At 30.8% G+C, this 26,481-nt stretch carries 24 protein-coding genes, 2 tRNA genes and 2 riboswitches; of the genes, 6 read left to right on the top strand and 20 right to left on the bottom strand.

Annotated elements, in window-relative coordinates; translation table 11 throughout:
• Window position 1 precedes the first annotated feature (1 nt).
• Together B3040_RS03150 and B3040_RS03145 are read right to left on the bottom strand one after the other, a co-directional pair.
• Window positions 2–697, bottom strand: a complete 696-nt coding sequence (locus B3040_RS03150; RefSeq protein WP_414632515.1) for a DUF969 domain-containing protein — start codon at window positions 695–697, stop codon at window positions 2–4.
• Between the two features lie 160 nt (window positions 698–857).
• Window positions 858–2,420 (bottom strand): PucR family transcriptional regulator, encoded by a 1,563-nt coding sequence (locus tag B3040_RS03145; protein ID WP_291570097.1) that lies wholly within the window; start codon window positions 2,418–2,420, stop codon window positions 858–860.
• 119 nt (window positions 2,421–2,539) lie between these two features.
• Here B3040_RS03145 and B3040_RS03140 point away from each other — a divergent pair, with 119 nt between their 5' ends.
• Window positions 2,540–4,477, top strand: coding sequence for an NAD(P)/FAD-dependent oxidoreductase (locus B3040_RS03140; RefSeq protein WP_291570095.1), 1,938 nt, complete (start codon window positions 2,540–2,542; stop codon window positions 4,475–4,477).
• Between the two features lie 21 nt (window positions 4,478–4,498).
• Window positions 4,499–5,116 carry a nitroreductase family protein gene (locus B3040_RS03135; protein WP_291570093.1) on the top strand — a complete coding sequence of 206 codons (618 nt, stop codon included), beginning with the start codon at window positions 4,499–4,501 and terminating at the stop codon, window positions 5,114–5,116.
• Between the two features lie 201 nt (window positions 5,117–5,317).
• Here B3040_RS03135 and B3040_RS03130 read toward each other — a convergent pair whose 3' ends face one another.
• From B3040_RS03130 to rpsD, 9 genes are all read right to left on the bottom strand, one after another.
• Window positions 5,318–5,779: a hypothetical protein gene (locus B3040_RS03130; RefSeq protein WP_291570091.1), complete on the bottom strand. Its 462-nt coding sequence runs from the start codon at window positions 5,777–5,779 to the stop codon at window positions 5,318–5,320.
• 93 nt (window positions 5,780–5,872) lie between these two features.
• Window positions 5,873–5,947: transfer RNA gene (locus B3040_RS03125), tRNA-Gln, on the bottom strand.
• Between the two features lie 3 nt (window positions 5,948–5,950).
• Window positions 5,951–6,025, bottom strand: a tRNA-Glu gene (locus tag B3040_RS03120).
• A 551-nt stretch (window positions 6,026–6,576) separates the two neighbouring features.
• On the bottom strand, window positions 6,577–6,708 hold the full coding sequence (locus B3040_RS03115; protein ID WP_291570089.1) for a hypothetical protein: 132 nt from the start codon (window positions 6,706–6,708) through the stop codon (window positions 6,577–6,579).
• A 484-nt stretch (window positions 6,709–7,192) separates the two neighbouring features.
• A complete protein-coding gene (locus B3040_RS03110; RefSeq protein WP_291570087.1) occupies window positions 7,193–8,977 on the bottom strand; it encodes an ABC transporter ATP-binding protein in 1,785 nt (594 codons plus the stop codon).
• Window positions 8,977–10,722: an ABC transporter ATP-binding protein gene (locus tag B3040_RS03105; protein ID WP_291570085.1), complete on the bottom strand. Its 1,746-nt coding sequence runs from the start codon at window positions 10,720–10,722 to the stop codon at window positions 8,977–8,979. Before B3040_RS03105 ends, B3040_RS03110 begins: the two co-directional genes overlap by 1 nt.
• 948 nt (window positions 10,723–11,670) lie before the next feature.
• Window positions 11,671–12,876, bottom strand: coding sequence for an aspartate kinase (locus tag B3040_RS03100; protein WP_291570083.1), 1,206 nt, complete (start codon window positions 12,874–12,876; stop codon window positions 11,671–11,673).
• A gap of 313 nt (window positions 12,877–13,189) precedes the next feature.
• On the bottom strand, window positions 13,190–14,491 hold the full coding sequence (lysA, locus tag B3040_RS03095) for a diaminopimelate decarboxylase (RefSeq protein ID WP_291570081.1): 1,302 nt from the start codon (window positions 14,489–14,491) through the stop codon (window positions 13,190–13,192).
• A 104-nt stretch (window positions 14,492–14,595) separates the two neighbouring features.
• Window positions 14,596–14,769: riboswitch (Lysine riboswitch) on the bottom strand.
• 266 nt (window positions 14,770–15,035) lie between these two features.
• Window positions 15,036–15,614, bottom strand: coding sequence for a 30S ribosomal protein S4 (gene rpsD / locus B3040_RS03090; RefSeq protein ID WP_017416301.1), 579 nt, complete (start codon window positions 15,612–15,614; stop codon window positions 15,036–15,038).
• Between the two features lie 602 nt (window positions 15,615–16,216).
• Here rpsD and B3040_RS03085 point away from each other — a divergent pair.
• The gene (locus B3040_RS03085; RefSeq protein WP_291570080.1) at window positions 16,217–16,885 is read left to right on the top strand and encodes a TVP38/TMEM64 family protein; all 669 of its coding nucleotides are present in this window, start codon (window positions 16,217–16,219) and stop codon (window positions 16,883–16,885) included.
• A 28-nt stretch (window positions 16,886–16,913) separates the two neighbouring features.
• On the opposite strand, the gene thiE is transcribed toward B3040_RS03085, so the two are convergent.
• The 9 genes from thiE to B3040_RS03040 form a co-directional block, all read right to left on the bottom strand.
• Window positions 16,914–17,540 carry a thiamine phosphate synthase gene (thiE, locus tag B3040_RS03080; protein WP_291570077.1) on the bottom strand — a complete coding sequence of 209 codons (627 nt, stop codon included), beginning with the start codon at window positions 17,538–17,540 and terminating at the stop codon, window positions 16,914–16,916.
• Window positions 17,533–18,345 (bottom strand): hydroxyethylthiazole kinase, encoded by an 813-nt coding sequence (thiM, locus tag B3040_RS03075; RefSeq protein ID WP_291570075.1) that lies wholly within the window; start codon window positions 18,343–18,345, stop codon window positions 17,533–17,535. The genes thiE and thiM overlap by 8 nt, the downstream gene beginning before the upstream one ends.
• 171 nt (window positions 18,346–18,516) lie before the next feature.
• Window positions 18,517–19,323, bottom strand: a complete 807-nt coding sequence (gene thiD, locus B3040_RS03070) for a bifunctional hydroxymethylpyrimidine kinase/phosphomethylpyrimidine kinase (RefSeq protein WP_291570073.1) — start codon at window positions 19,321–19,323, stop codon at window positions 18,517–18,519.
• Between the two features lie 20 nt (window positions 19,324–19,343).
• The gene (gene cytX, locus B3040_RS03065; protein ID WP_291570071.1) at window positions 19,344–20,570 is read right to left on the bottom strand and encodes a putative hydroxymethylpyrimidine transporter CytX; all 1,227 of its coding nucleotides are present in this window, start codon (window positions 20,568–20,570) and stop codon (window positions 19,344–19,346) included.
• Between the two features lie 343 nt (window positions 20,571–20,913).
• Window positions 20,914–21,023, bottom strand: a riboswitch (TPP riboswitch).
• Between the two features lie 155 nt (window positions 21,024–21,178).
• Entirely contained in the window at window positions 21,179–22,870 is a 1,692-nt protein-coding gene (locus B3040_RS03060) for a diguanylate cyclase (RefSeq protein WP_291570069.1), read from the bottom strand.
• Between the two features lie 74 nt (window positions 22,871–22,944).
• Window positions 22,945–23,079, bottom strand: coding sequence for a cyclic lactone autoinducer peptide (locus tag B3040_RS03055; protein WP_291570067.1), 135 nt, complete (start codon window positions 23,077–23,079; stop codon window positions 22,945–22,947).
• 15 nt (window positions 23,080–23,094) lie between these two features.
• Window positions 23,095–23,742: an accessory gene regulator ArgB-like protein gene (locus B3040_RS03050; RefSeq protein WP_291570065.1), complete on the bottom strand. Its 648-nt coding sequence runs from the start codon at window positions 23,740–23,742 to the stop codon at window positions 23,095–23,097.
• Between the two features lie 12 nt (window positions 23,743–23,754).
• Window positions 23,755–24,210 (bottom strand): hypothetical protein, encoded by a 456-nt coding sequence (locus tag B3040_RS03045; protein WP_291570064.1) that lies wholly within the window; start codon window positions 24,208–24,210, stop codon window positions 23,755–23,757.
• 15 nt (window positions 24,211–24,225) lie between these two features.
• Window positions 24,226–24,771: a DUF5317 family protein gene (locus B3040_RS03040; protein WP_291570062.1), complete on the bottom strand. Its 546-nt coding sequence runs from the start codon at window positions 24,769–24,771 to the stop codon at window positions 24,226–24,228.
• Window positions 24,772–25,281: 510 nt separating this feature from the next.
• Here B3040_RS03040 and B3040_RS03035 point away from each other — a divergent pair.
• The 3 genes from B3040_RS03035 to B3040_RS03025 are packed head-to-tail and all read left to right on the top strand — an operon-like array spanning window position 25,282 to window position 26,452.
• Window positions 25,282–25,647 carry a hypothetical protein gene (locus B3040_RS03035; protein ID WP_291570060.1) on the top strand — a complete coding sequence of 122 codons (366 nt, stop codon included), beginning with the start codon at window positions 25,282–25,284 and terminating at the stop codon, window positions 25,645–25,647.
• Entirely contained in the window at window positions 25,631–26,014 is a 384-nt protein-coding gene (locus B3040_RS03030; protein ID WP_291570058.1) for a 4-fold beta flower protein, read from the top strand. Before B3040_RS03035 ends, B3040_RS03030 begins: the two co-directional genes overlap by 17 nt.
• Before the next feature lie 12 nt (window positions 26,015–26,026).
• Window positions 26,027–26,452, top strand: coding sequence for a hypothetical protein (locus B3040_RS03025; RefSeq protein WP_291570056.1), 426 nt, complete (start codon window positions 26,027–26,029; stop codon window positions 26,450–26,452).
• Window positions 26,453–26,481: the final 29 nt, after the last annotated feature.

Raw genomic sequence — 26,481 nt, 5'->3', positions numbered from 1 at the left:
CTTAAGCCTTATGGCTTGTACTGTTTTTATTTACTTTGTTTTTATATTTTTTATCAAACTTTTTATCATAGTATAGGAATTGTATTGTTCCTAAAACCATTGCAATGATTGCAACTGGTAAAGCTGCCTTTGCAACGCTCAAAGCATCTACCGTATAGTTAAGCTCCTTTAACACACCAACAACTAAAAGCACTCCACCTGATGCAACGAAGAAGTTTTGACCATAAAAGTTTCCATAGTTCTCAACTGCTGCAGTAAGACCTTTTATAGCTTCCTTATCTTTATCTTCAATTTCTCCATAGCTTGCATCTGCTGCTCCTTGAGCCATAGGAAGTATTAACGGTCTTATAAACTGTACATGTCCTCCTACTCTTAAGCTGAACATAGCTGCAAGAGTTCTTATTACAAGATAAAGTGATGTCAATCTACCAAAGGTAGCTGATTTTAACTTTCCTATAAGGAATGCAGCTCTTTCCCTTAATCCATATCTTTCTAAAAGTCCTATAACTGGAAGAGAAATTATAAATATGGACATTAATCTGTTACCAACAAAGGCCTTGCCTAATATCTCCATTATTTCATTAAAGGAAAGTCCTGCAACTAAGCCTGTAGCAATACCTGCACTTACAACAACTGCAATGGTATCAAGTTTTAAGATAAAACCAATTATAATTATTAAAATACCTATAAGTTTAATCATTTTAGTACCTCCTTACTAATTATCTGATACATATAAATTATCAAAATATTTATTCCATTGATGTATCCCAGGCTACATTATTCATATTTTATTTCTAAAAACTTCACATTTACATAAAGACCTCCTTTATCAAGGGAGGTACCCTTAACAAAGGAGGTTAAATTTTTTCTAAAAACTCAAGAATTCTAAAGGTATACAGGATTTCAAATAGATGTTCACCTTCCCTAAAATCCATGCTTAATAGCTCTTTTATTTTACTAATTCTATAACTTAGAGTATTCCGATGAATGAAAAGTTTATTTGCTGTCATATTAATATTTTGATTACTTTCCATATATATTTTTAAAGTTTTGCAATACTCTGTTGAATTTTCCTTATCAAATTGCATAAGCCTCAAAACGTCTTCGTTACAATACTTTAATAAGTTATCTTCAACCTTGTTTAATATGTCATAAAATTTAAAGTCTTTATATTTATGGATAAAACTTTCTTTATTTATCTTTTTAGCATAATTCATTGTATTTTTTGCTTCAAAATATTTGTCTTTTATTTCTGTAAGTCTTGTGGTTTTACCACTTACAGCAATAACTAATTTTTTCTTTTTAAGAAATGGAAGGAAGCTTTCTAATACTTGGTCTAAAGATTGATTCTTATGCTTTTTATCTAATAAAATTAATATATCATCTTTATAAAATATAGATTTAGACCCAATAAGCTCCTCCTCAATAGATGCTTTAAGATTTTTATCTTTACCATTTAAAGTATAATTTGAAATATCCATAAGAAGCACATGTATTTCTTCACCAAAATTACATTCAGCACTTTTCATTCTCTCTAGAGCCACAGCCTCTTCTGTTATTTTACCTTCTAGTAAATCCAAAAGTAGGTTTTCATATTTTACCCCTTTTATATTCTTGTAAGTGGAATTACTTTTTAGCTCCTCAGTAATTGCACTATTGAGAACTTTGAAAATATTAAGATGCTCCTCTAATACTTCCCCCTCTTCCTGTAGTAAAAGAAGATATGCAACTACCTTTCCATGTATTATTACTTTACTTACAAATTTATTTATATTACTTTCATCACAAACTACTTTATAGGGTTCAATACTTAAAGGTGATTCTTTTACAGATTTTATCTTTTTTACTGCTGCAATAAATTCATAAGAACAATATCCCACCTCTATATTTTCTTTCCATAAACTATCCTTAATTTCTTTATTTGTTGAGTATGCAAGTACTGAAAATTCACCATCAATTAGTATAATTGGGTTGTTTATGTTTTCTGCACCAATTTGTAATAAATACTTTAAACCTTTCCCCTGAGCTAAAGAATTTAGTAAGCTTGTAGCAGGATTAGATGTATACATTTGTTTCATAAATAAAGTTTTTATGTAATTCCATAGTTCAAATAAGTCTTCGTCACAATCTACAAGCACATAATTGCAGTTTTTTAACTTAGTACTTAAATCCACATCATTTATTAATATGAAACTTCCTTTCATATCTCCATGAAAATTCAGTAATTGGGATGACTTCCCTAAGTATAATATTTGGTTTTTATTTGAATTAAAATCCTTTGTGATAAACTCTATATCAGTTATATCAATTGGCTCTGCTATGTTGTAATCCTTAATACCTAAATAAGTTTTTCTTAATCTTTCAAAAAGTTCTACTATAGAAATAATCATTGTATCACCCCTAGCTTTATTATAACTCATAATATTTCATTATAGTGCATAATGCACTATAACCTCAATTATTTTTGGGTATGGGTTACATAGAATAAAGAGTGTAACTGTGTTAAATTATAAACAAATCTTACTTTGGAGGGGAATTTATGAAATTTGAGAACCTATTTGCAAAAGGTAGAATTGGAAACTTAGAGCTAAAAAACAGAATTGTTATGCCTGCCATGGGAACTTCCCTAGCTGGTTATAATGGTGAAGCTTCACCAGAACTTATTGCATTTTATGAAGAAAGAGCAAAGGCAGGTTGCGGTTTAATTATTACAGAAATAACAAGAATAGATGACGAATTTGGAGTTGGAACACCTAACCAATTAAGTGCAACTAACTTAAAACACATACCTAGCCTTGAAAGATTAGCTAAAACTGTTCATAAATACGATACCAAAATCTTCCTTCAGTTACATCACCCTGGAAGAGAAAGCCATGGACGTTTAATAGATGGAAGACAAATTGTAGCACCTTCTCCTATCCCTTGTAAAGTCTGTAAGGAAGAGCCAAGGGAGCTTACAACAATGGAAGTGGAAAACTTAGTTAAGAAATTCGTTACAGGTGCAAAATTCGCACAGATGGCAGGTATTGACGGAGTAGAACTTCATGGTGCTCATGGATATTTGATATGTCAATTCCTTAGCCCTTATACAAATAAAAGAACAGATAAATATGGTGGAGATTTTAATGGAAGAATGAGATTTATCACCGAAATCATTGTTGGTATCAAACAAATTTGCGGCAAACACTTCCCTATAAGTGTGAGAATTGACGGTGATGAGTTTATAGAGGGAGGCATAAACTTAGAGGAAGCTACTAAAATTGCTAAGTATTTGGAGTCTCTTGGTGTTGATGCAATCAATGTAAGTTCAGGAATCTATGAGACAGGCTTTACTATAATTGAGCCAATAGGTCTAAAAGAAGGCTGGAAGAAGCATTTAGCAAAAACTATAAAAGCAGAAGTTAACATTCCAGTTATTGCTGTTAACAACATTAAACATCCTGAAATTGCTGAAGAACTTCTAAGCCAAGGCGTAATGGATTTTGCAGGTATAGGTAGAGGTCAACTTGCTGATTCACAATGGTCCCTAAAAGCTTATGATGAAAGAAGCGAAGAAATAAAGCCTTGTATATCTTGTTTACACTGCATAGAAGAGCTTGAAAAATGCGGAACTACTAAATGTGCAGTAAACCCAAGAATGGGCAGAGAACTGGAATTTAATAATTTAGAGGCTAATGGAGAAAATAAAGTTGTAGCAGTTATTGGTGCAGGTCCAGCCGGCTTGGAAGCTTCTAGGGTTTTATCTTTAAGAGGCTTTAAAGTTGTCTTATTTGAAAAGGAAAACACCTTAGGAGGAATGGTTTCCCTAGGAAGTAATCCTCCAGACAAAGAAAAACTTACTTGGTTCATTGATTATTACAAAAGAACCTTAGAAAGTTTAGGAGTAGAAATTAAATTAAATACTAAAGCTACAATAGAAGCTATTAAAGAAATTAACCCTTATGCTGTCTTTATAGCCACAGGTTCTAACCCAGTTATTCCAAACCTTGAAGGTATAAACAACAAAAATGTATTAACTGTAGCTCAGGTATTGAGCGGTAAAGAAAAAGTAGAAAATGAAAGTGTTGTTGTTATCGGTTCTGGTATGACTGGCTGTGAGACAGCTGAGTACTTAGCTGTGAGAGGAAATAAAATAACCCTTGTGGAAATGCTTCCTCAAATAGGTGCAGGAGTTTACCCTTCAAACCTATACACTGTTATTAAAAATTTAAATGCTCATGGTACAAAATTCTTAACTTCCCACAAATTAATGAAGGTTGCTGAAACTTCTGTGGAATTATTAAACTTGAAAACTAACGAAACTATAATTATCCCTACTGACAAGGTAGTGCTTTCTCTTGGAATAAGATCAAACAATGCTATAGCTAAGGAATTAGAGGAGCATTTTCCTATTGTTAAAGTTATTGGGGATGCTGAAAAACCTGGAAGAATTGCAGAAGCAGTAAGACAAGGCTTTGAAAAGTCTTATATACTATAAAATTAAGAAAGAAGGTCTATTATGGAATTACAACAAGCAGTAGAAAGTAGAAGAAGTATAAGAAAGTTTAAAACTGATTCAGTGTCTGAAGATCTAATTCACCAGTTAATTGAAGCAGCTAGACTTGCTCCCTCTGGAACAAATCTTCAGCCTACTCGTTACATCATAATAAAAAGTGAAGAAGCTCGAGAGCAATTAAAGGGATGCACACCTCTACCTTTCGTTTCACAAGCTCCACTAACAATTGTAGCACTTATAGATAAGCAATCTGTTATGTCTCAAGGTAATAGAATGAAAGAGCTTAGAGAAGCTGAAGCCTTCACTGATACACCTCTAGAAAAAGCAGACGAATCTTCTGAAGATTATTCAAAACGAAAGGCTACCTTGGATGAAAATGCAATTAAAGCTTACCTAACCTTAAATGCAGCAATTGCAATTGATCATATTACACTTAAGGCAACAGACTTAGGTCTTGGAACTTGCTGGGTTATGATGTTTGATAAGGAAAAGCTTCATAGCATGCTAAATCTTGAGGAAAGATATGAAGCGGTTGCATTAATTCCTGTGGGTTATCCAGATCAAGATCCATCACAAAGACCTAGACTAGCATTAGAAGAAATATTACTAAAAGAAATATAATAAATTTTATAGCAAAAGCACAGTAGANNTCTACTGTGCTTTTGCTATAAGGGACTCATTATTATATTACTAACTTCTATCCTTAGCTTTATTACGCTAGAATATTAAAGAATATTGCTATCCAATTTTAAGTACAATACTTAACTATATGAGTTTTGAAAATCTAAAAAATAAACCAACTTCCTAAGAAGATTATTAAAGTTATTCCTTATTTCCTTCCTTGTGTCTTTCTTCTAAATATTTGCAAAGCTCCTTAAATTCACTTAGCCATTTAATTTTTGCAAGCTCTCTTAAATCAATAACAATTCCTGTACTTAACTGTTTAATATATTCCATTTCATGAATTTCAGCCTCCACAAACCCTTGCTTGTGGTTATAAGTACAGGGTTTAAAGTTATACCAATTGCTTTCAAAATACTTGGTCTTTGCATAACATAATCTATATATTTGAAATACCATACCCAAAGGAGTCGCTTTCAAAGCTAAATTATGACTGAAATATTCTTGAATAGGATATTTCTCTTGCCGTCTTTCCCAATAGAGTCTTTGATTTGGGTGAAGGTTGTACTTATCAATTATTTTGCACTTTTCCTCTCCCAGTTCTTCTCTCATAATCTTTTCCCTTGTATCTGCATCTAAAGATTTTAACGTATCTCTATCCAAGTATAATACCTCCTAAGACTCAACACTAAAAATCCAACTAATAAATATTTAAATAAATTAACAAAATTCCTTAAAATTAAGCCGAAAAAGTATTGGCTAGGGTAGCAGGATTTGAACCTACGAATACTAGAGTCAGAATCTAGTGCCTTACCACTTGGCTATACCCCATCATGGTGACCCCTAGGAGGATCGAACTCCTGACTCCACCGTGAGAGGGTGACGTCTTAACCACTTGACCAAGGGGCCTAATATTTACTACACTTATAATTTTAATAGTATCTTTCATATTTTACCAATACATATTATTTATGAAACAAATAGCACCTATCAGTTTTTGTAATAACTGAATACTTTGCTCTCATTAACCTATTATAAGTAAATAAAAATCATCAATTTCCTCCATAATTTAATAGGGATTCCATTGATGATTTTTTATAGTTAATTGAATATGCAATTATCTTCTTTGTTTTCATAATCCATATGAACTGTTTTTCTTACATTCTAAAGCTATGAATATTATCAATCCACAAGTAATTTTTCCGCTCTTTGATTTTTATATAACTCCACTTATCATAACTATTATAACTTTTACTTAATAAATTCATTACTATATTTTTCATACTTATCAACCTTCCTTATTTTTGATTTTATGAACTATGATATTCATTCACTGAAAGTTGCTATCATTTTTCTATAAGTTCTCACTTGTTTATATACGTTACATATATACCCTATGATACTTCCCAACTTTTACATGAATATTATAAGTTTCTAATTTGTGTAACAATAACTTCCTATTACATTTTTAACGTAGTAATATTTTCAATCCTTTGATTTTTATTGTGATTTGTGTCCATGATCACATCCCACATACTTTTTATGCCATTGTATGATTTTTCTCCAAATATAGAATTTAATATAGCTTTCATAAATTATCACCTCCTTCATAATTTAAATTGTACTGAAATATATCTAAAGCTTTGATATTATTACCCCCTTTTGGAATTTTTATACTTATAAGTGTTTTTTTTCTATATTAAAGCAATAAAAAAATCACAGTACATCTTTTAGCTTTAAAAGCATAAAGACATACCATGACTCTTTATATCACAATAGTATCATACATATAAAAAGTCATAGAGTTTCACAACCCTATGACTTTAAAATATCAAAATTTATATTTTAAACTTTCTCACACAGGTCGCTTCTAAAATTATTTAATTTAGTTAGATTTTTGTTCATTACTGTTAAATAAAAGTTTTTCATATACAAACGACCTCCTTTTAAAATATTATCAACAAAAACAATTTTATCATGATTTTACATTTATGTCAAACATTTCTTGAAGGTTTCATTAATTTTTTATTAACTATACTTTATTTGCCCTTAAAGCTTTATGGCTATGACGGTTTACTATTGAATTATGCTCCAAATTTGCTTCATCTCCTCAGAGTTTTCTAATAATACTTCTAAGGTTCCTTGGGCTTCTATCTTTCCTTCCCTCATTACAATGATGTTATCTGCATGCTGCAGTACAAACTTTCTATTGGAAACCACTAGACAAGTAGGTTTATCATCATTAAACAGTCTATTCCATAAGGTAACTTCTGTGTCTACATCCAAAGCACTAGAAATATCATCGAATACATATAACTCTGCTTTCCGTGCAAACATCCTAGCTGCTGCGGTTCTTTGAATTTGACCACCTGATAGTTTTACTCCTTTAGAACCTATTATTGTTTCTAACCCTCTAGGTAAAGTTTCTATATCTCTTTCTAGCACAGCAGAATTAATTGCCTTGTCTAGTTCTACGGGATTTTCTTCAATTCCTAGAAGAATATTTTCTTTTACAGTGTCGCTAAATAAATTAGGTACTTGGGAAGTATATGCACTTATAGGAGGAAGAAAAAATTCTGCTGGTTCTTCAACCTTTGAATTGTTCCAGTAAACTTCACCATTTTCTTTTGGTAGTAATCCAAGTAAAGTTTTCACTAAAGTGCTTTTGCCAGAACCTATACGTCCTGTAATTACAGTGAAATCTCCTTTATTTATATTAAAACTCACATTTTTTATACCATTGCCTGCGCCTTCGTAGGTGTAGGTTAAATCCTTAATCTTTAATTTTTCTAATATTTTAGTGTTACCTTCCTCCTTCAGACTTTCATTTTTAATCTTCTCTTCTGGCTCTACTTTTAGGTATAAAGGGCTATGCTTCACTAATCCTTCCCCATCTCTTTCTTGCAAAAGCTGTATCATCCTTCTTAAAGCCACACCAGTTTGTTGGTAATGAGCTATAAAGGAGCCAAAAAATTGAGTGAAATCAGCAACAAAAGTTAAATAGTAGATAAATAAAGCAAAATCTCCTACGGTGAAATTCTCTGCTCTAATAGATTGACCAACTAACAATAGTATTAAACCTGTTCCAAAACTTACAGTGTTCTCATATATAGACTGCATTAATTGATTTAAAATGCTATCCTTTAAAGTGAGGGTGTGTCTTACTTTATTTAACTTATTTAGATTCTTTAGAATATCTTTTTCAGCACCAGCTACCTTAATTGCTTGAACTGAGGAGAAGATCTCTCCCATAGCACCTGTTACATTGGCTGTGGCGTCCCTTGATGCTTCTCTATATTTTTCTATTCTCTCACCAGCCCTTTGTGCTAAAGCTACCACTAGTACTAAAGGGGTAAATACTAACAAAGTAATTTTTACATTGATATTTAACAAAATTATTATAGCAACTAGAGCAAAAACCGCACTCCCTATTACATCCAAGGTCCAGCTAATAGAATTTTCTGCTTGGTCTGCATCATCTCTGAAACAATTTACTGCTTCCCCTGCTGAACAAGCTATCGATGCTGCTCCAGGTTTATCTAGTATTCCTTGTAGCAAATTTCGCCTGATAAGACCACTCATATTAAACCTATGAATTATGTCTACTCTTCCTCCAATAGTAATAAAAACTACTCTCATAAGTGTAACTACTATCATTAAAACTAAAAGACCCCAGATACCAACATTTAAGCTTGCGTTTCCGCTTAAATTATCAAAAAACTCTTTAGCTAAAAGCCCTGGTATTAAAGGTGAAATATGAATTATAGTCCAAAGTATGCAGTTACATAAATAAAGCCATGGTCTATAGGTTATCATTTTCCACATATAGTAAAGAGTGTTTTTATCCTTTTTTACTTCCATTACACAAGCACCTCCTCCATACCTTTTTGTAATAAATTATAAAACTTAGAATCAGCATCCCTCGCCAAAACCTCTCGCTGTCCTTGCTCTACTATAGTACCTCTATCTAAAATCACAATATTATGGGCTCTTTGTACTGTCCATAGACGATGTGCAATTATTATGCAAGTTCTATCCTTTAAAAGCTTATCTAAGGCCCTTTCTATTAACTGTTCTGTTATTGGATCTAATCTAGAGGTTGCTTCATCAAGAATAACCAACCCTGGATTTTTTAAGAATACTCTAACAAAAGCTAATAACTGAGCTTCTCCCGCGGATAGTCCTCCTCCACCAGCCTGAAGTATAGTATCTAGACCATTAGGCAATCCTTCATACCATTGGTTTAATCCCACATCATAAAGAACATTTACTATTTCTTCATCTTTTACATCGCCGTTGAACATGGACAGGTTATCTCTTACCGTAGCCTGAAAAAGTTGAACTTCCTGAGTTACATAAGCTATTTTTCTTCTAAGCTCCTTAAAGCTTAAAGCTTTAATATTTTCATTGTTCAAGTAAATTTCTCCAGCATCTGCATCATAAAGTCTTACAAGTAGTTTAGCTAAGGTAGTCTTTCCACTACCTGTATGTCCTAAAACCCCTAAAATTTTACCTTTAGGTAGTTGTAAACTTATATTGCTCAATACCTGTGCTTCTTCTTCGTAGCTAAAATAAACCTTGTCTAATTTAACTTCTATTGCACCTTTTGACTCTAAAACCTTACACCCTTCTATAACCTTGGAGTTAGTGTTTAAAAGTTCCTTAACTCTGGCAATACTAGCTCCTGCTTTCTGCAAATCCTGTAGTTGCTGCCTAATTTGCTCTATAGGTCTTGCCAAAAGCTCTGTGTAACTAAAAATAAGATATACAGTTCCAATAGTTATACTTCCACTTAAAAAGAGATATGCAGACATAGCGAAGGCAATAACATTTCCTATGGTAAACACTATCAAAGTAGCGGACCACATATTATAATAGTTCATTACTGCCTTTGTAGTAATTGGTAGTAGCTTTCTTAGAATTATATAAAATCTATTCATCACATGATTTCTAGCACCATTAGCTCTAATATCCTCTGTGCTTGTAATTTGTTCTCCTATAAACCCATATAACTTTCCGTATGCCTCACGATCAACTACCCAAGACTCTACCTTTGTGGATTGCAAATACCAAAGTATACAAAGTGCTATTGCAGCAAAACCTCCCAAACTAAGCCCAATTCTTAAATCTTCTCTAAGAAGCAATAGTAGAATACCTATTAGAAGCACCCCATTAGTTAGTACATTAAGAATAAACTTAGAAAAAAAGTTGAATAATGCATTCACATCCCCATCTATTCGCTCAATTAATTCCCCTGCTTGATGTTCCTTATGAAATTCCATATCTAATTTGATGCAATGCTGGATTAAGTCGACTCTTAATCCATTAGTAGCTTTCCAGCCCACATTTTGACTTAAGTACATAGCTACTAAATTAAAACCCTGTTGAAGTAAAGCTGCTCCAATAAATATTATGGCAGCTATAGTTAGCCCTTTGGTTGTGTCCCCTTTAGTTGCTTCATCAATAAAGTAACGCAATATTTGTGGATTTGCTAATTGTAGAGCTATATTACTAGCTAATATAATTGCTAAAAATATAACACTTGTAATTTGTGACTTTAAGTATTTTGATAATAAATTTAAGTATTCCTTTAATGGTATTTTCATATTTTCCCCTCCCCTAAAAAATAAAAGGCTGTAAATGAACCCCCATTCACTTACAACCTTTTCAACTCATTTTTCTAACACATAACTTTCTATATATTTTTAAAGTTATAGCATTAAATATCTACAAAGTACTAGCTTCTTCGGTAATGACATTTCATAAAATAAAAGCACTAAAATAGAATAGCTTTTATAAATAAATTAACCTACCAATTAGTTAATAGACAATCAATATCTTTTATTTTGTAGACTTATAAAATGATTAATAAAAATGCCATGGAGTAAAAACACCATGACATTAATCATCATTTATTTAATTAAAAACACTTTATTAACTAACTACCGCTGCTTTTATCATGGTGATTACAAAATAGAATATTTACTATTTTATAACCCATATCCAAAATATTTACTTAGTTATTCCAAAGCCAAATATTAAATGGAATAACTACAGCAAACCTAATAGTTTTAATAAGCTTAAATTTTAATTAAATTCAAAGGATTGTAATTAATGTTGTTCTACTCATTGTTTCAGCAAACACCTTCATAAACTTTTAACTTTATAACAATCAGTAACTTGTTATAGGTTATACAATCTACGAATTTTACTAATGAAACATTGTATTTAGTAGTAATAAATTATTTTGTGCATCACAAATAAACCTCATAACTTAAAGGCTTGTGAAATTTCTGCACAATTATTACTGGATACTAAAGTAGAACATTATAATCATTACCCTTACCTCCGAATTTATTTTATCTCGCTTTTAGTTTTGGAATAGAATTAATCTCCTATCCCTCTCAAAGGCTCTAGAGATTAAATTAAAATTTCTAAAAAGAACTCTATATTTAACCCATATAAATATATATTAGTACTTTTTTCCATTATAGTCAATATTATTCTTAAATTAAACTATTAATAAATTCTTATAAGCACCTTATTAAATGTAATTATAAATTTAAGCCTTTTGCTAGTACTAGAGCTGCCTTATGAGTATCCTTAGAATCTATTGTGTAGGAAATGCTTATTTCAGAAGTAGTTACCTGCTTAAATTCAATATCATTGTCCGCAAAAATATTAAATACAGTACCAGCAACTCCTGATTGTTTTTTCATTCCTATTCCTACTACAGATACCTTTGCCACATTAGAATCCTTATATATTTCGATATCTGGCATTTCATCCATTAGCTCTGTAGTTACTTCATCAATGGCTTGTTCATCTTCTAAATTAGCTGTAAAGGATACATTAACATAATCATGTAAAGGTGCCGTTTGACTTATCATATCAATATTTATATGGTGGTTTGCTAATTTATTAAATATAATTGATACATTTTTAGATTTATGTAATACATTGTTTATTGTTACCATCAAAATATCATCATTTATTGTAAGCCCTGTAATTGCTTTTTCTTCCATAGTTTCATCATACTCCTTTATATAAGTACCTCTTTTTTCTTCACTACTTAAAGCTACATAGATGGGTATATTATACTTACATCCTATTTCAACAGCTCTTGTCTCCATTACTCCAGCCCCTAAGCTTGCCATCTCCATCATTTCTTCATAGCTGATATTATGAATTTTCTTTGCCATAGGATATACTCTTGGATCTACACTGTAGATTCCATCTACATCAGTGTAAATTTCACAAATGCAGTTTAATTTGGCCGCTAAAGCTACTGCTGTAGTATCGGACCCACCCCTACCCAAGGTGGTAATATCGCCATTCTCATTTACCCCTTGAAATCCAGCTACAACTACTATTTTCCCTGCATCTAAATAATTCTTTACTGTATCGATATCTATATCTGTAATTATATTTTTTGTATGGACTCCAGTTGTTTTTATTCCTGCTTGCAATCCTGTTAAGGAAATAGAATCAAAACCATACTGTTGAAAAGCCATTGAAAGTAGAGCAATTGAAACCTGCTCCCCTGTGGCTAACAGCATATCTAATTCCCTTTTGTTAGGATTAGGTGATATCTCTTTTGCCATATTAATAAGGTGGTCTGTTGCTTTGCCCATAGCGGAAACCACTACTACTACCTCATCACCGGCTTTTTTTCTCTTTATTACTCTTTCTGCAACTGCCTTTATTCTATCTGTAGTTCCTACAGAAGTTCCTCCATATTTCTGTACAACAATAGCCATTATTATTCCTCCTAGTTGATTCTAAATATCTTGTATACATATAATTACCATTGAAAGTTAGATGTTTAATCCTACGAGATATTTAAAATACTTAACTCTATTTTAAATTTGTATGTCTTATATTCTTGTATTCTTGTATTCTCTTGTATAAATAAAGTAAAATCTCTTGGCTTCATTGATATGCGCACACTTTAAATTAAACATACCATTTGCATTTTATATGCCTTTTATGTTTCTTAGTCATTTAAAGAAACAACTTCTCATCATGAATTACTTACAATTGAAGTTGTTTCTCCATAACTTTCATTTATTTTTAGAACTCAACATCATTTCTTAATATATCCTCATAACTCTCTCTTTTTACAGCTAATTTAGCTTCTCCATCCTTTGCAAAAACTACTGCTGGTCTAGGAATTCTATTATAATTACTTGACATACTATAGTTGTAAGCCCCTGTACTAAATACAGCTAAAATATCCTCAGGCTCTGCTATTGGCAATTCAATATTTTTTATTATTACATCTCCGGATTCACAACACTTTCCTGCCACTGTGTAAGTCTCTTTATTTTCATAGTTAGCTTTGTTTGCAATAACAGCTTCATATTTGGCATCATACAATGCAGTTCTTGGATTATCTGTCATACCACCATCAACAAAAATAAAATTCTTTCCCCCATAGGTTTTCTTAGTTCCACCTATGCTATAAATAGTAGTTCCAGCATTAGCAACTATTGCTCTCCCTGGTTCTATCATTATCTTTGGAAGCCTAATATTAAGCTTCTTTGCATTCTTTTTAATTGTCTCAATCATATTCTGAAGGCAATTGGGAATATCAACTGGGGTATCATCTTGGGAGTAATATACTCCAAAGCCCCCTCCTAAATTTAATTCCTCAGTAATAAAATCACATTCCTTAGCTACTTTCCCCAGAAATTGCAACATTACTGAAACTTCTCTATAAAATGAGGTTTCCTCAAAAATCTGGGATCCAATATGACAATGGAATCCTTTTAAAGTCACATTGTCACTACTTTGAAACTTACTTATTATTTCACATATCTCCTCTTGAAATATAGAAATTCCAAACTTTGAATCATTAGTTGAAGTTTGAATATATTCATGAGTATGAGCCTCAATTCCTGGATTTACTCTTAATAACACTTCAGCTTTTGTTTTTAACTCCTGGCATAATCTTTCAGTTAAATATAATTCTTGAAGATTATCCACAACAATTCTTCCAACTTGAGCTTTAATGGCAAGAGTAAGTTCTTCTTTCGTTTTATTATTTCCATGCATATAGATTTTATCAGGAGGAAACTTTGCTTTAATTGCTGTGTACAACTCCCCTCCAGATACTACATCTAACGATACCCCTTCTTCATGAATAATCTTACACATAGCTAAATTTAAAAATGCCTTTGATGCATATATCACTTCAGCTTCAATGTCACTATCACTAAAGCTACTTTTAAATAGTCTACAATTATTTCTAATTAACTCTTCATCAACTAAATAAAGTGGTGTACCAAATTTATTTGCTAAGTCCACTACATCACATTTACCTATTTCTAGATTTCCTTTGTCATTTACACTTGCAGTTCCAAATAATTTCATAGGACTCTCCCCTTTTTTATTAATTAGTTATTTTGGAAAAACAAAAACAGCCATGAGCAAAAGGTCTCATGACTGTTATAAATAACAATAATCCTTTTGCCCCAATATGATAAGCACTCCTTTAGAAAATTGGGCAATTCTCTAAAGACAGTATTATACTTATTCAGTATAATCCCAATTCATAACTTTGATGTTACAAACTTCGGCGAACGCCCCTTTTGCATATACTTACTTAAAGCATATGTTACTATTGACAATTCGCGGCCTCTATATCATATTGTTTATGCGCTATTTTGTTTTAACTGTTGTTCAAACATTGAAGTGAGTATATCAAAATTAATCCATGAAGTCAATATAATTTCTATATGTATAATTTATCAAATCTCCTAACAATTAGATATTTTCTTGAAAATTAAACTTTTCATTTATAACTTTAAAATTTACCTCAATATAATTCTCATGGTTCTTCTATTATTATAAGTGTATGCATTTAATTTCAGATAACAAAAAGGCACCCCAAATTTTGAGGCACCACATAAGTTTATTAATTTTTAGAATAAAACTCTATAATCTTTGAATACTTAACTTCCACAGGGACTTCTTCACTGTTTGGAAGTCTTATTAATTTTCCTGAGAATGCTTCAACATTTTTCTCCAAATAAGGTACTGAAATCATAGTGTCTGTGAAATTAGTTACAAACATAGAAGTCTTCTTAGACTTTTCTTTCAATGTAATTATGTCTCCCACATTAACCTTATAGGAAGGAATATCAACTTTTTCACCATTTACTAAAATATGTCCATGATTCACCATTTGTCTTCCTTGTCTTAAAGTAGCTGCAAAACCTAGTCTATAAACTAAATTATCAAGCCTTCTTTCAAGACTTTGAACCAACATATCTTCAGTCTTCGATTTTGATTTTATTGAATCAAAAACTATTTTTCTAAACTGCTTTTCTAACACACCATAGTATGCTTTTAATTTCTGCTTTTCAAGTAGTTGTTCTCCATACTCAGAAAGCTTTTGTTTTTTTACACCCCTGTTTAATGCTTTTGGGTGATTAAATACATTTACTCCTAGACGTCTTGCAACTTTAAATCTAGGTCCCATATATTTCGCCATATTATTCCTCCTGTTATTGAAGAGCTTACAGGAATATTTCTCTGCCGCTCTAATTAATTATCGCGGTAATAATTTGGCGCCAGTCAGCCGTAATCAAATTATAACATAGTTGCTTAATGTTGTAAATGATAATCTTTATCATTTACAACTCCAATTTTTTCCTATCTTCTCTTACTTTTTATGAATAAATCCTTTATTAAACTATAGGTACTTTTGTATACCTTCTTTTTAATCAATATTATTTGATTTCTAGAGGGCTTAATACACTGTTATCATTAAATTTTATATGAAACTCCATACGCTACTTAAATTGCATATTCTGTAATATGCAATTTAGGGCTACATAGTAATTTTTTATAGTGACTTAAGTCCTAATTACATATATAATAAATTGAGATATGTGTATGGATTCATTTAATTCTCACAATTAATTATAAAAATAATTTAAAAGTTGTTATAAATGTGTTATTAAAAAAATATGTTTTTATAGTATAGAAAATTTATCTTTCCATAGCGTGTTTAAATTCTTATTTATTAAAAAGTTATACAAATTTTATACCTATGAAGTTAGTTACCAATAAATATACAAGGAGCTTAAATTTATGACTAAACTGCTAAAACTCAAAGTAAACTACAAAGTTATTTTTCTATTTCTATATGTTATTCTACTTATAGTTTTATATAAATTCAAGTTGATACCTAGTGATTTACAAAGTCTAAAAAAAATTGTCCTTAGTAATCCTAATTCTACTCTACTAACCTTTATGATTCTTTCTATTGTAAGGGTTTTTATGGGGATTCCCGGCTCTGTATTTTGCGTTTTAGGTGGTTTAATTTTACCTCCTGTAAAAGCAATATTTTTTTCTACCCTTGCATACCTAATTAGCTTGATATTAGTATTTTTAGCAGGTAGGTATTTCCTTGGTGATAATCTTAAAAGCTGGCTAATAAAGAAAAATCCTAATCTTCACCAACTACTAAACAATAGTGGGACTAAAGTTTTTACTATTGGTCTTCTTTGCCCCATAGCTCCTGGTGATTTGCTTTGTTTACTATTATCAACCTTAGATATTTCCTTTTCAAAATATGTTACTATAGTTCTTTTAACTCATATTCCCTGGGTTATTATTTATAGTATTTTAGGTTATAGCTTCCATATGTCCACACTTACAATAGTTTTACTTCTATGTGGAACTGCATTAATTACACTTTACAGCATAAAATCTTGGAATAAAGTTAAAACCAAAAAAGGTTATACTAAAGGACTATAAGTTCCCTTTAGTATAACCTTTAAACTTTCTATTTTTGTAGAACTAAATCTTTTAAATTTTTACAAGCATCACCTATATTAGATTTTCCAAATATAGCTGAAATAACCGCAACTCCATCTGCCTTAAAACTCATGACCTGTCTACAGTTATCTGCGTTAATTCCTCCAATTGCAACCACTGGTATTTTAACATTTTCCTTTATAACTTTAAGAATGTCTAATCCTACTAAAGTAGCATCATCCTTTGATCCTGTAGGGTAAACTGCTCCAACTCCTAAATAATCTGCTCCATTTTCCACAGCAGCTAAGGCTTCTTCTAAAGTTCTAACAGACACCCCTATTATTTTATCTTTACCAAGGACTTTTCTGGCAATAGCTAGTGGCATATCATCTTGTCCAATATGAAGTCCATCAGCATCAGAACTCATAACAATATCAATCCTGTCATTGATGATTAGAGGCACCTTATACTTAGAAGTTATAGCCTTGGCTTTCAATGCAATATTGTGAAATTCCAAAGTAGATATATTTTTTTCCCTAAGTTGCAATACAGTAACTCCACCTTCAATTGCTTCTTCTATACTCAAATATAAATCTTTTTCTCCTAAAATCCCTCTATCTGTAACTGCATAAAGAGATACATCTATATTATTCATAAGTAACTTTCCCCCTTGATTTTAAGTCTTTTTCACTAAAATTGTATATATTATCAAAAAGTCTTCCTTTAAATGTCCCTATACCTTCATCTTCTTTCAAGGATTCATAAGACTTTTCCCCTGCAATGCCCATTGTTATAATGCCGGCAACTGCTGATATTAAAGAATCTTGAGTTACTCCCATATAAGTACCTATCAAAGATGTGCTCATACAACCAGTTCCTGTAACTCTAGACAGGATTTTGTGTCCATTGTCAACTAAACAATATCTTTTCCCATCTGTTATTGTATCTCTCGCTCCAGTTATTGCCACCACTGTACTTAATCTTCTAGCTAAATTCTGTGCTATTGCTAATGCACCCTCATCACTAGCTACTGAATCTACTCCTTTAATATCTACATCTATACCAGCAATAAATTTTATTTCAGACATATTACCTCTAATTACAGCAAACTTAACTTTCTCTAATAATACCTTAGCAGTTTTTGTTCTCAAAGCGGTAGCCCCTACGCCTACTGGGTCTAATATTACAGGAATATTTAACTCATTCGCTCTAATTCCAGCCTTGATCATAGAATTAATAGTTCTTTCATTTAAAGTTCCAATATTAATAACTAGTGCCGATGCAAAAGAAACCATTTCTTCAACTTCTTTAATATCATCAGCCATAACTGGAGAACCCCCTAATGCTAGTACAATATTTGCACAATCATTAACAGTAACATAGTTTGTTATGTGATGCACCAAAGGACTTTTTTCCTTTACTTCTCTTAAACCATTAATAACTTCCTTTATAATATTCATCTCAAACTCTCCTTCTATAATATTCATTTTATCTTCATTACTAACCTAATATACTTAACAAATTCATTGAAAAACACATAGTTAAAACTTATCACTAGTATTTGAGCCTTTAGGTAAGATATTATGTTAAGTTTTAGTGTACTCAAATACATAAATAAGCAAATAAAAAAACTACTCTTCTAATATCCCTGCCTTTTCATATAAAGAATAAAAATGGTTAGTAGGCCCAACACCTTTTCCTAATTCTATTGAATGCTTAATAGCTAAAGTTATATACTCCTTTGAGTTTTTTAAGGCAGTTTTTATATCTTGTCCTTTTCCTAAATTAGCGGCAATGGAAGAGGAAAGAGTACAACCAGTACCATGAGTATTTCTAGTATCTATCCTGTCCATCTCATAAAAGGTAAATTCTTCTCCATCATAGAGCACATCTACCGCTCTATCTGGCAAATGACCACCCTTAATAAGTACATTTTTAACTCCCATTTTATAAATTTCTCTTGCAGCAACCTTCATATCTTCTAAAGTTTCAATTTTCCTTCCTGTAATTGCTTCAGCTTCTGGAAGATTTGGAGTGATTAATTTTGCTAATGGTATTAATTCTTTAATTAAAGTAGCCTTTGCTTCAGGTTTGAGCAAATCATATCCACTTTTTGAAATCATTACAGGGTCTACTACCACATTAGGTGGATTATACTGCTTAATTTTCTTACCTATTGCCTTAATAGTTTCTATTTGCGATACCATACCAATCTTAACTCCATGAACTTCTATATCTTGAAAAATGGCATCAATTTGAGCCTCAATTATTTCAGGATTAATATCTTGAACTGCAAAAACTCCCTGAGTGTTTTGAGCAGTTATAGCTGTAATAGCGCTCATGCCATAAACTCCATGAGCTGAGAAAGTCTTTAGATCAGCCTGTATTCCAGCTCCTCCGCAAGAATCTGACCCTGCTATAGTTAATAAATTTTTCATAATACCCCTCCGTTGCATTTCTATGATATACGATTGCTATCTTCGATAATAAGTTTTCTTGAATTAAAAATCTTTCTACACACAATGTAAAGTGTAGATATAATTATCATTACTGGTACTGTAGCTCCTAAAACAAAATCCAATTTAACAAAGCCATAATAGCATCCTACTCCAACTATCCAATTTAAGAGTGCTACTAGATCAACTTTAATTGATTTCTCTAACTTTCTCTTCAAAATAAAATAATCAGTTAGCACTATAGAAAACAGTGGTGCAAATACAGATCCTATAGCATATAAAAAACTTTCATAGGTTTCAATTGGAAAGAACAAGGCTAACCCAAACCCAATGATAGTCATGGAAATTGCCACAGACTTTTCTTTAAACTTATTCGTTATGCTTAAAAATGAAACTCCTGCTGAATATGCATCTAAAAAAGTGGTGGTAACTGTTGATAGTACTACAACTCCTAAAGCTATAACTCCTAAGTTAAGACCTAATAAAATTGTACCTATGTCAGAATTTCCAATAACAATAGCAGCACCTAATCCAATTATATACATAAAGGAACTTCCTAAAAAATATCCTAAGAAACTTCCTATAGCATCCTTCTTAACGCTTGTACCCTGTCTAGTATAATCCGCTGCAAGTGGTAACCAGGATAGAGGCATAACTGCTGAAATTTCTATTGCTGCACCAAAAGACATTGCTCCTTCTACTGTTTTATTCAATTCAGCTGGGTCCTTAAATATAAAATATGCAACAAATAGCATCAAGCCTAAAAGTAAAGTTACTGCTACTCCATTTACATATTTAATACCCTTATTACCATACCAAATCCAAAGAATTACAAGGACCCCAATAAAAGCTGACCAAATTATATTATTATTAAACTGCCATAGCTCCACTGAAATTGCATTTAAAGAAGATGAAGCTGATTTAATCATAACCGCTGTCCATCCAACCAACTGGAGAACATTTAATATACCAAAAAGCTTCTTTCCATATATTCCAAAGGACTTTTCTGTTGAATTAATGGCTGATATTTTTTCCTTACTTCCAATAATTCCTCCTAGCACAAAAATAAAAGTTCCTAAAAAATGTCCAATTAAAATAGCCAAAACCCCTTTTTTAAAACCTAGTGGTGCAATAAGTCCTCCACTAAAAATCTCTGCTATTGATATAGCTGCACCAAACCACAATGTGAAAAATGATAAACTTCCTAGCTTTACTTCCATTTTTTCCATACTAAAGCCTCCTAAAAATAATTATTTATTGTACTTTTATTAATTTTGTTTAACCAAGCCAAGAAGTGAATTTTTAGCATAGCCTTATTCAGTTTTTTAAATCATGTATATCTTCTCGAATTCTTAACTTGTTAATCAAAGAAGTTTGTTCTAATACTTTCTAAATAGGACTTCAATCACGGTTCTTAAGTTTAGTTAGATAATAACCATCTCGAGCTTATTACTAGTGGAAAACTTGCGCTATCAAATAAATTGGATTATAGCTATTAAAATAAAAAAAAGCATAAACCCATAGGTTTATGCTCAAATTACACTTTGATAATTTATAGCAATGCTAAAAAATAGCTTTGCCACGCAACTTCCCTACGCTAGTATTACCTAGATCAGGTTAAAGGGTCAAAGAATTAAGGTTCTTAATCTCAGCCAGCCTATCTGGCCCCCCTAGTTATATTTAGTTTTACAGTGATATTATACCATAAGTTTTGTAAGATACATATAAATAAAAAAATTATCTTCGTATTTGTAATTCCTTGTATACTACGTTGCTTATATAACTACAGTACCCACTTTACTAACTTAGCTTCCTTCAACTATCTTGACTTTAAATCTTATTTACCTATCCTATCCTGATTCTCAAGTATTACACTTGCAAATTCCTCAACAATTTCAGGATCAAATTGAGTTCCACTACATCTTCTAAGTTCTTCTACTCCTTCTTCATAGGTCTTTCTCTTGTTATATGGTCTATTAGAAGTCATAGCATCAAAACTATCAACAACTGTTAATATTCTTACAAGGTAAGGTATCTCCTCACCTTTCAAGTTATGTGGATATCCTTTACCGTCATATCTTTCATGATGATATAGGATCAAAGGTGAAATATATTCAAGAGAATCCACTGGTTTTATTATTTCCACGCCATTTGCTGAGTGTTGTTTTAATATATTCCATTCCTCATTTGTTAAAGGCATTTTTTTATTTAATATATCCTCTGATATATTTATCTTACCTATATCATGCATATAAGCTCCATATATAAGAGTTTTTTTCTCATCTTCACTTAACCTTAATCTATCTGCAATTAATCTACAGTAAACTACAACTCTTTCAACATGTCCATAGGTATACTTATCCTTGGCATTTATAACACTTATAAGAGTTTTTATAGAGGTAACTAAATCTATGTGTTTTTCTTCAATATCTTGTTTTAATTCATCCAATATAGATGTATATATTTCTACTCTATTCTTATTAAAAAACTTGGCTCTATATAATGCATCATCGGCACTTTTTATCAAATCAATATCATTTTTAGCTTTGTCAGGAAAAACAGATATTCCTACAGAAACTGTAAGTTTCCCATTAGGCTGATTTTCTTCACCTTCAAAATAAGTAGTCTCAATATTCCTTCGTATGTGTTCTCCAATTTTAATCACTTCGTTTTCATTTGTATTAGGTAGTATTAGAGCAAACTCTTCTCCACCATATCTTGCTACTATATCCTTTGATCTTGAAATTTCCTTTAATAAAATCCCTATATTTTTAAGCACTTCATCTCCCTTTTGATGTCCATAAAGATCATTATAATGCTTAAAATAATCTATATCCATAATTATCATCGAAATAGGTTGGTTATCCCTTTCTGATAATATTATTTTCTCTCTTAATGTATCATGAAAATATCTATGATTATATAATCCAGTAAGTCCATCTTTATTAGCTTGAATTGTAAGCATTTCAATATGCTCACCTTCAATTTTCACATAAAACCCTAGTGGCCAAGCTGTAAGAATAAAAATTCCAGCAAGAACTAAATCATTTTCAAAATATGGATTTACTAGTGTATTTGGCACATACACTAAATCCATTACAAGTATAATTGCTGAACATACTAAAGAAATGATAATTCCATCTCTCATACCTGCTTGTATAGTTGTTGTGATGATAATAAACAAAAATAAAAGCTTATAATTGCTACTGTATCCTCCTGAAAGAAGAATTATAATAAGAAAAACAACGATAAATAAAATACTCTCAATTAACTGAATAGTTTTCATATGTTTCTGCTGAAACTTACTAATTGTAGAAAATGTCCAAATAGCATATATAGAAATAACTAAAAGCATTACTATTAAAACAAAGGCTAGCATTAATCGTGCGCTTATTGAACTAACTACACCATCTCTACCCCCGAATAAGAATCCCATTAATGCTATTCCAGAAAATAAAAGAGAAGATAATTTTACTATAGATAATATTTCGTTTATTTTCTTCAGTTTAAGCTCTTCAAGTCTTTTCATATTTCGATACCTCATTATCTTTATTAAAATTCATCTTTTATAATAATATGAAGTCGGATAAATCCGACTTCATATTATTCTTCTCTTAAACATTCTGGCTCTTCTGGTTGATATAAATACCATGCACAAGCTGATGTTGCTACTGTAGTAGCCATAATAGTAGTTATTGTAGCTATTAAAGCTAAGAATTTTTTGTTTAATTTTTTCATTTTAATTCTCCCCCCCTATTGTGATAATTTATGAGTAAAAAGTGCATCTATTTTTTTCATCATAAAATGCCCATAAGTCGTAAGTGTAAATACCTGCCACAGTACTCCAATATATATACATAAATAATATTTTATGAAGTTCCTGTCACCAGTGTAACTATACATAATAAGACTTATAATTACAATAATCAAATAGGCAGTTAAAGTTATAATAGAGCCCTTTCTCATCCGTTTTCTTTTCGCTTCTTTCTTTATTGGTTTAGCTGGACTATCCACTGGTGCTAATTTATAAACTGTATAATAACTCCATATAAAAATTAGCGAACCTATCATTATATTTAAATTTAAATTAATGTCATAACCAGTTAATACTTTTATTATAAATGCTTGCCCAATACATATGATTGTTCCAATAATTATGCATGCTCCTGATGAGTTTGCATGAACTCCTCCAGAATATTTTCTTAGTATGCTTGTGGTAAAGGAAATTATCAAAGCCTCTATAAGTACATTAAAAACACTTCCAAATATTATTACTAAGGCTATAGATAAAGTCATTTGTAGTAAAGCAAACATTCCATATGCAATTACTTCTTTTTTATTTTTTTCAAGATTTAACTCTAAAGTAATCTTTTCCGCAAATATTTTACATATTTTTTCCATTTAATCTCACCATTATTTTCTTCTTTTTTTAGTGATTTTATAGTAAGCGACTGCTATAGCACCAAAAATAAGCAAAGATGGAATTCCATACAGGGTTTTTAGCTTAGGAACACTAAGTATGTAATCCATATCTTGTTTGAATAAAAATTGAATAATACCAATATTTATAAGTTCACAAAGGCTTTGAAGAAACATGGAAATAGCACCAGCCTTTATAGCCTTAACTAAATCGATTTTATTAATATTATAGGATAGTATTATAAACGCAAAAAGATTCAATATAGTATGTACTCCATAGTTAATGGGTAAATATCTTGTGACAAATCCAATAACTGAAAGAATGATTCCAGATAACAAACATTTTTTGTAGTTTATGGTAGTTTTAGAAATTGCATATGCTGTAAAAATAAATAAAATTGATTCAGGTATTCCTCTTATAAAAAATTCAAAAATAGTTAACTTTATCACGTTAAAATTCTCCCTTTATGTCCTTTGTATTTTGTTCACATATTTTATTGAGCTATAAATAATTAAAAATGCAAATAATCTAATAAAAATATCACCAATACTTATAATGCTATAGCCTACATCAAAAATATCCGTTAGAAATTTTAATTTAGTAGCCTCATTTCCTAATACATGTATATCTTTAATTTTATCAAAAGCTTCCTTAGTTGCATATCCTGTGTAATAAGATAATGTAGGAAATACAGGCATTGTTCCATTATTTGCAGTTATTGCAATATTATTCAATATAGTCCCAATGAATATACATACTGATCCAATAATGGCACTAATATATTGCTTATGTTTTATAATTAAAAATATGAATGAGTAAAGATAAAGTTTCTTATATATGCCACTATATATTATAAAATCATAGTTGCCTAGAAAGACTGAAATTTGCATAAAAACATAAAATAGTTCAAATATTATTATTGGATATATCCCCCACGACTTAAATATTAATTTAATATTGTATCCTTTTAATTTAGCAACTATAAATGCTATTAATATGGTTTCCAACATAGTTTTAACTCCTATCATAGTTTTTAATATATAGTAGTTTTTTAATATATAATAGTTTTTTATCTATAAATTTTCAAGATTACTTACTTTTTTACATAAACTATTAAAAATAAACTAATTTAGATAGCATATAAGTGTATTAGTATATTTGACATGTTATTTCGATTATTTTTAGCAATTGAATTATGTTTCTTGTAGTAAACTAATTACATTTTTATTTTTTTTTAAAAATAATTAAGCTTAAAATTAAATTATTTTATTAATTACTATTCCATTATACCAATTTTTAAAGTTAATTCCATAGTTTGTCCTTAATTTTGTATGAATATTTTAAACTTAGATCTATCTTCATTTTCTGAAAGTACAATTTTACATTTTTATGTCACATTTTTTCACAAATAATTATTCACATTTTTGCTGAATCCATATTTTTCACTTTATAATTTTCACACAATCAAAATTAAAATATATACATATTATATATAAACACTATAATTGCTGAGGTATTTAATGGATTTATTAACATTAGAAAAACGCAGATTACTCAGATACAGTCTTCTATTTCAACTTTATAGGGATTTTTTTACCTATGGTTATGAAGTATGTGTAAATATTGACTATATTGTACCAGAGGATTGTAGAATTGAAATAATTGCTGCACTTTATTTCCTGAATTTTCAAAGATGGATTTTCTTTAATATAGAAAAGGATAAAACTGTATCTGCTTATATTCTTGGTCGTGGAATAGAGGAAGTTGAAGATTATCTAACGGATGCAGGTCAACTTGTTATTTCCGCCTTATTTGAAAACATATTAATACCTATAACTGAAAATAATGAAGTAGCTGGAGGTGTAGTTAATGGTTCAAATAATTGATCCCCTATATGATAGAAATGCTAGTTTTGTTGGATGGTTAGTAGATCGTTCTTATGTTTTTGACAGAAACTTAAAATGGGTAGCATATATTTTTAATAGGTATATTTGGTCAGTAAAAAGTCAAAAATGGATTGGACTGCTCCTAGACACCAATCTTCTTGACCGAGATGGTAGAATTGTAGCTTGGAGCACACGTGGTCCTGTAATTGGAAGTTTAGACCTCATAGAAGAACCTCTTGATATAGGACTGCCCCTCACTCCAGCTCCTCCATTAATTGAAGGAAGTCCTTTAAATCCTGGTTTTGTACCAGTACCTATTGGCGAGTGGTCACCACTGTCTTTTAATCAATGGCTTAATCAACGGTAGGTGATTATACTTATGCTTCAGATAGAGAGAGAGTTGCTCAGGCTACAAATACTTTTGGAACTATATGAGTTTCTATTTTGTGTTTGTGATTATAGGAATATACAAAGGCAAGAATATATAATTCCTGATGAAAGAAGATGTGAAATAATTGCTGCACTTTACTATCTCGATGATAGAGGACTCATTACTGTAAGGAATACTGATAGAGAGAATGTACTTATTATTTATATAAGATCAAGAGGTATTGATGAGGTTGAACTAAAAATAAGAAAAGCAACCACTGTAGCTTTAGCTAGTAGCTATAATCAGATACTTATGCCAAATTTTGATGATGTACCTGAGAATGATTTGAATAAAGATTATTGTAATTATTGTTGTAAAGATAATTCTAAGAATAAATCTAAGGATAGTGAAAAAGATAAAAGCAAAGACTCTTAGCAAAAATGAGAGTGTGTAAATAAGTCTGT

Source organism: Clostridium sp. UBA4548, assembly GCF_002387895.1.
GTDB lineage: Bacteria > Bacillota > Clostridia > Clostridiales > Clostridiaceae > Clostridium_J.
This window is presented reverse-complemented; position numbering and strand designations above follow the sequence as displayed.